The 4,039-nt window shown below is 64.3% G+C and carries 6 protein-coding genes and 1 pseudogene; 3 read left to right on the top strand and 4 right to left on the bottom strand.

Annotated features, from left to right (window positions below; translation table 11 throughout):
• On the top strand, window positions 1–306 hold a 306-nt coding region (locus tag ACYCUK_RS23655; RefSeq protein WP_461597035.1), incomplete at its 5' end, for a MerR family DNA-binding protein.
• A 99-nt stretch (window positions 307–405) separates the two neighbouring features.
• On the opposite strand, the pseudogene ACYCUK_RS23650 reads toward ACYCUK_RS23655, so the two are convergent.
• Both ACYCUK_RS23650 and ACYCUK_RS23645 read right to left on the bottom strand, forming a co-directional pair.
• Window positions 406–723, bottom strand: a pseudogene (locus ACYCUK_RS23650) (GNAT family N-acetyltransferase); the annotation flags it as partial.
• A gap of 65 nt (window positions 724–788) precedes the next feature.
• Window positions 789–1,184, bottom strand: a complete 396-nt coding sequence (locus tag ACYCUK_RS23645; protein WP_461597034.1) for a carboxymuconolactone decarboxylase family protein — start codon at window positions 1,182–1,184, stop codon at window positions 789–791.
• 178 nt (window positions 1,185–1,362) lie between these two features.
• Between ACYCUK_RS23645 and ACYCUK_RS23640 the strand changes: the two genes are divergently transcribed.
• Entirely contained in the window at window positions 1,363–1,716 is a 354-nt protein-coding gene (locus tag ACYCUK_RS23640; protein WP_461597033.1) for a MarR family winged helix-turn-helix transcriptional regulator, read from the top strand.
• Window positions 1,717–1,828: 112 nt separating this feature from the next.
• Window positions 1,829–1,981 (top strand): hypothetical protein, encoded by a 153-nt coding sequence (locus ACYCUK_RS23635; protein ID WP_461597032.1) that lies wholly within the window; start codon window positions 1,829–1,831, stop codon window positions 1,979–1,981.
• A 71-nt stretch (window positions 1,982–2,052) separates the two neighbouring features.
• Here the strand turns inward: ACYCUK_RS23635 and ACYCUK_RS23630 are convergent, their stop codons facing one another.
• Window positions 2,053–3,132 carry an NAD(P)H-dependent flavin oxidoreductase gene (locus tag ACYCUK_RS23630; protein ID WP_461597031.1) on the bottom strand — a complete coding sequence of 360 codons (1,080 nt, stop codon included), beginning with the start codon at window positions 3,130–3,132 and terminating at the stop codon, window positions 2,053–2,055.
• 8 nt (window positions 3,133–3,140) lie between these two features.
• Window positions 3,141–4,039: YbfB/YjiJ family MFS transporter (locus ACYCUK_RS23625; protein ID WP_461597030.1), on the bottom strand; the 899-nt coding region annotated here is incomplete at its 5' end.

Below are 4,039 nucleotides of genomic sequence, written 5' to 3'. Positions count from 1 at the left end.
CCGCAGGGCAGCTTCCGCCGCTACGGACCCGATGACGTCGCCCGCCTGCAATTCATCAAATCCGCCCAGCGCATGGGCTTCAGTCTCGACGAGGTCGCCGGCTTGCTGCAACTCGACGACGGCATGCACTGCGACCAAGCGCGCGAACTGGGCGAACGCAAGCTCATGGATGTTCGCGCCAAGATAGCCGGTCTGCACCGCATCGAAGCGGCTCTGGCCAGGATGGTGCGCGACTGCGGCTCCAGCCTCGGATCCACGTCTTGCCCCTTGATCGAAGCACTGCATGCCCGTGTTCGCGACACTTGAGCACGGCGATCCCGCGCGTCCTTGATGCGTCGGGGCGGGGCAAGGCCACAAGACCTTGTCAACCATTGCGCAGCGCGTGGCGAGCAGTCCTTGGCGAAAGTAAAAGCGATGGCCAAGCGCGTTCGACAGCGGAGTGTCCAATACCAACTTGGTGCAGCCCAACAGACCCGCATCTTGCTTCAGGCGCGCGATCAACGCAGCACCGTGACCGGCACCGCGCAAGCTGGGATCGGTCACCAGATCGTCCACATACAGGAAGCGACCATGCACCAGATTCTCCTGAATCCGATAGCCTGCTAACGCAAGGATATTTGGACCCACATGCAGCGCCAGCAATCGATAGCCGTCCAAAGACTGTCGGTGCCAGCGGCTGACGAATTCATCTTCAGATGTCAGATGCGGACGCAACTGCGCCATCAAGGGATGGCACCGCCGTGCATGCGCTTCGTCTTCGACCATCTGAATGTCAGGGGTCGAAGTCGTCATACCGCGCTCCTGCTTGGGTGTGCTTGACTCGGAATCGGCGGGGTGAAGCGCAGCGTGCCGGCGATGCGATTCCAGGCGTTGATGGTCGCTATTGCAGTGGTCAGGGCGGCGCACTCGCGCGCCGTGAAAACCCCGGCATCGCGCCAGGCGGCCACCAAGTCCAACTGATGATCCGGCACGCCCAGACGGCGCGCCTGATTCAAGTGGTACTGGATGCAATAGGCGCAGCCATTGATCTGCGAGACACGCAGTTTGATCAATTCGGTCAGACGCTTGTCGAGACCGCTGTCGTCCACGGTCTTGCCGAGGGCGCGCAGCGCTGCAGGTGCGGTGGGAAGGTTGTGCTCAAAAGCATCCCAGGAGATGCGCGGCGTTGATGCATCGGTATTCATGGTTCGGCTTTGGTCTCGATGGGGTAATATCAGAAGACGAACACTATATTCGAATTCGAACATGATGGCAAAGACCGCACGTCCCACCTCGGTTCCTGCTGTCGGCGAAGGCAAGCGCGGCGAGTTGGGCCACATTGGCTACTTGCTACGGCAAGCGCAGACGGCGCATCGACAACGCATGGAGCAAGCGCTGGCGGGGAGCGGGCTGACGCTGCCGCAGTTCATGGTGCTGACCATGCTCGTGGCGTACCCGGGAGCGTCGGGTGCCGATCTGGCGCGCGTGTCGCTGCTGACGCCACAGACGGTGAGCGTGATCGTCACCAATCTGGAGCGCAGCGGAGCCATCGAACGCCATGCCCACGCGGTGCATGGGCGCATTCAGCAGATTGCTGTCACTGCATCCGGCAAGCAACTGCTGGCCGCTTGCCGCAGCAAGGTCAAGCTCGTCGAGGACGAGCTGCTGTCGGGCCTTTCTGCCGCAGAGGAAAATATCATTCGCCGCTGGTTGGTGCGTATTGCTGACACGCAGTGATCTGCAGTCTTGCTGCGGAGTGAGGCGTGGTGCTTCGGCGCGCGCCGAAGTGTGCCGCGCGTGTTGCGCCCACAATCACGGCATCGCCAACCGCATGTGCCGGAGACCCACGATGACCCAGGACCTCGACATCGCCCGCATCGCCGCGCTGGTGGGCGCGCCGGCGCGCGCCGCCATCACCTCTCCGGCCCCACCGGCATGGCGATCTACCGGCGCAGCCTGGAGCTGGGTTAGGTGCGGCACCACCTCGACAGCCGCGCGGTGAGCGTCACTGCGGCAGGTGGACGTGGCTTGCACGACTGGCTCGGCATCACGTTGCCAGGCGACATGGGATCCCTATCGGAGCATTGAGAGGGCGCCTTCCCAGAGATGGTTTGCAATTGCCGCCGCCGGTTCTGCTCGTGCCAGCCCACCGGATTGGCCTGCCCACGCCTGCATGCGATCAAGATCATTGCTCTTGATTCCAATCGCGCGCATCGCTTGGGTCAAACCGCGTTGCACGGGGTACGGCGCCGCCGGTGGCGCACCCGCAGCGCAGGCGGCACGCGCATAGGCCGTCGCTAGGCTGCGCCCCGCGCGACCGGAGAAGGCGCGTGTGACGAGCGTCTGTTCCGGCAGGCTGCTTCCGATCGCATCCGCCCATGCCGGTGGCAGCGCGGCTTCAGGGCAACGCAGGAAACCCGTACCGATCTGCACTGCCGACGCGCCAAGGATCAACGCTGCCGCAACACCGCGCGCATCGGCGATGCCACCTGTGGCGATCACCGGCACATGCACCGCATCGACGACGGCTGGCAGCAGGGAGAAGAGTCCGACCATGCTGGCCTCGGCTTGTGCTGCGTTGAAGGCACCCCGATGCCCGCCCGCCTCCATGCCTTGAGCGACGATGGCGTCCGCACCGGCGCGCTCCGCACGGCGGGCTTCGGTGACTGTGGTTGCTGTTGCAAACCACTTGATGCCGCGCGACTTCGCTTTCGCGATGAAGTCGCATGGGTAGATCCCCATGATGGAGGAGACCACGGCGGGACCGATGTCCAGAATGGCGTCGCACTGCGCCGCGAAATCAGGCATCCGCACATCGCCATCTTCGCGGCTGGGTCGTGGACCCCAGTTGGCGAGAAAGGCACACATCGCCTCCTCGGTTGGGCCATCACGGATCGAAGCGGGGTCGGGAATCCACAGGTTGATCTGAAATCCCCCGTTGCTGCCCGCTCTGAACGCCGATGTCCAGTCCCGAATGGCATCGGGCTGCATGAGCAGCGCGCCGCAAGCGCCGAGTCCTCCGGCATTTGCAACGGCAATCGAGAGTGAAGCCGGGCATGCCCCTGCCATCGGCGCCAGCAAGATTGGCATCCGAAGATTGTTCGCGTCGCAGAAGCGGTTGGCGCGCGCCAGAGCAGGATTCGTCGTCGGCATGATGGACCTCATGGTTCATCGCAAGACCCAGACCCTACATCGGCGGCATCGGGAGTCCATTCGCCAACACCCTGTTCCACGGGACGTATGGCACTTTGTGTCCGCACCATGGCAAGGCCTGTTGCCGCAAGGAGGGTCAGCGCCGCGAGCAGCAGCGGCGCATCGAAGCCGTGCAGCCGCGCGGCCAGCCACGCCGCAGTCAACGGCCCGACGATCTGCCCGCTGCCGAACGCGGTGGTGAGCGCGGCGATCAAGCGGGTGTGGTCATGCGGCATGAGCAGGCGCGTTTCGCGCATCACCACCATCACGATGGGCATGAGCACGCCGCCGATCAATATGGTCGCCAATGCGAGGCCGATGATGCTCGGCCAGGCCAGGATCAAGACGATGCCCGCAATCATCGAAATACAAGTTCCCGCCAGAGCAGAGCGGTTATCGATGTGCCGCAAGATGCGCGGCAGCAGCAGGGTCAGGACGACGGTCGCCGCGCCGTAGAGCGGCCAGAACCACTCGCGCAGCGCGGGAAGATGCAAACGCTCGCCGGCGATGACCGGCAGAAAGGTAGCGGGGATGACATAACCGAAGCCGATCAAGCCATAGGCGGCGATGAGCGCCCAGGCCGGAATCGTCGGCCTTGCCGTGGTTGCGGCTTGGTCGTGTGCCGTTGCTGCTGGGGATGCGCTGTCCAGGGTGCTCCAAACCAGTGCCGTGGCCACGGCGCAGACGAGGCCGAAGCCGATCCAGCTCGCCGACGAACTCACGCCCATGGGCTGTGTTCCGGCCACCACCACCCCGCTGACCACGATGCCGACGCCCGTGCCGGTGAACACCAGCGCTTCGAGCAGGGCATGACTCGAGGCCTGCAGGCGGCGCATGCTCCAAGCGATGCCGTGCACCACCAGCACCG

This window comes from Thiomonas sp. (assembly GCF_054608695.1).
This window is presented reverse-complemented; position numbering and strand designations above follow the sequence as displayed.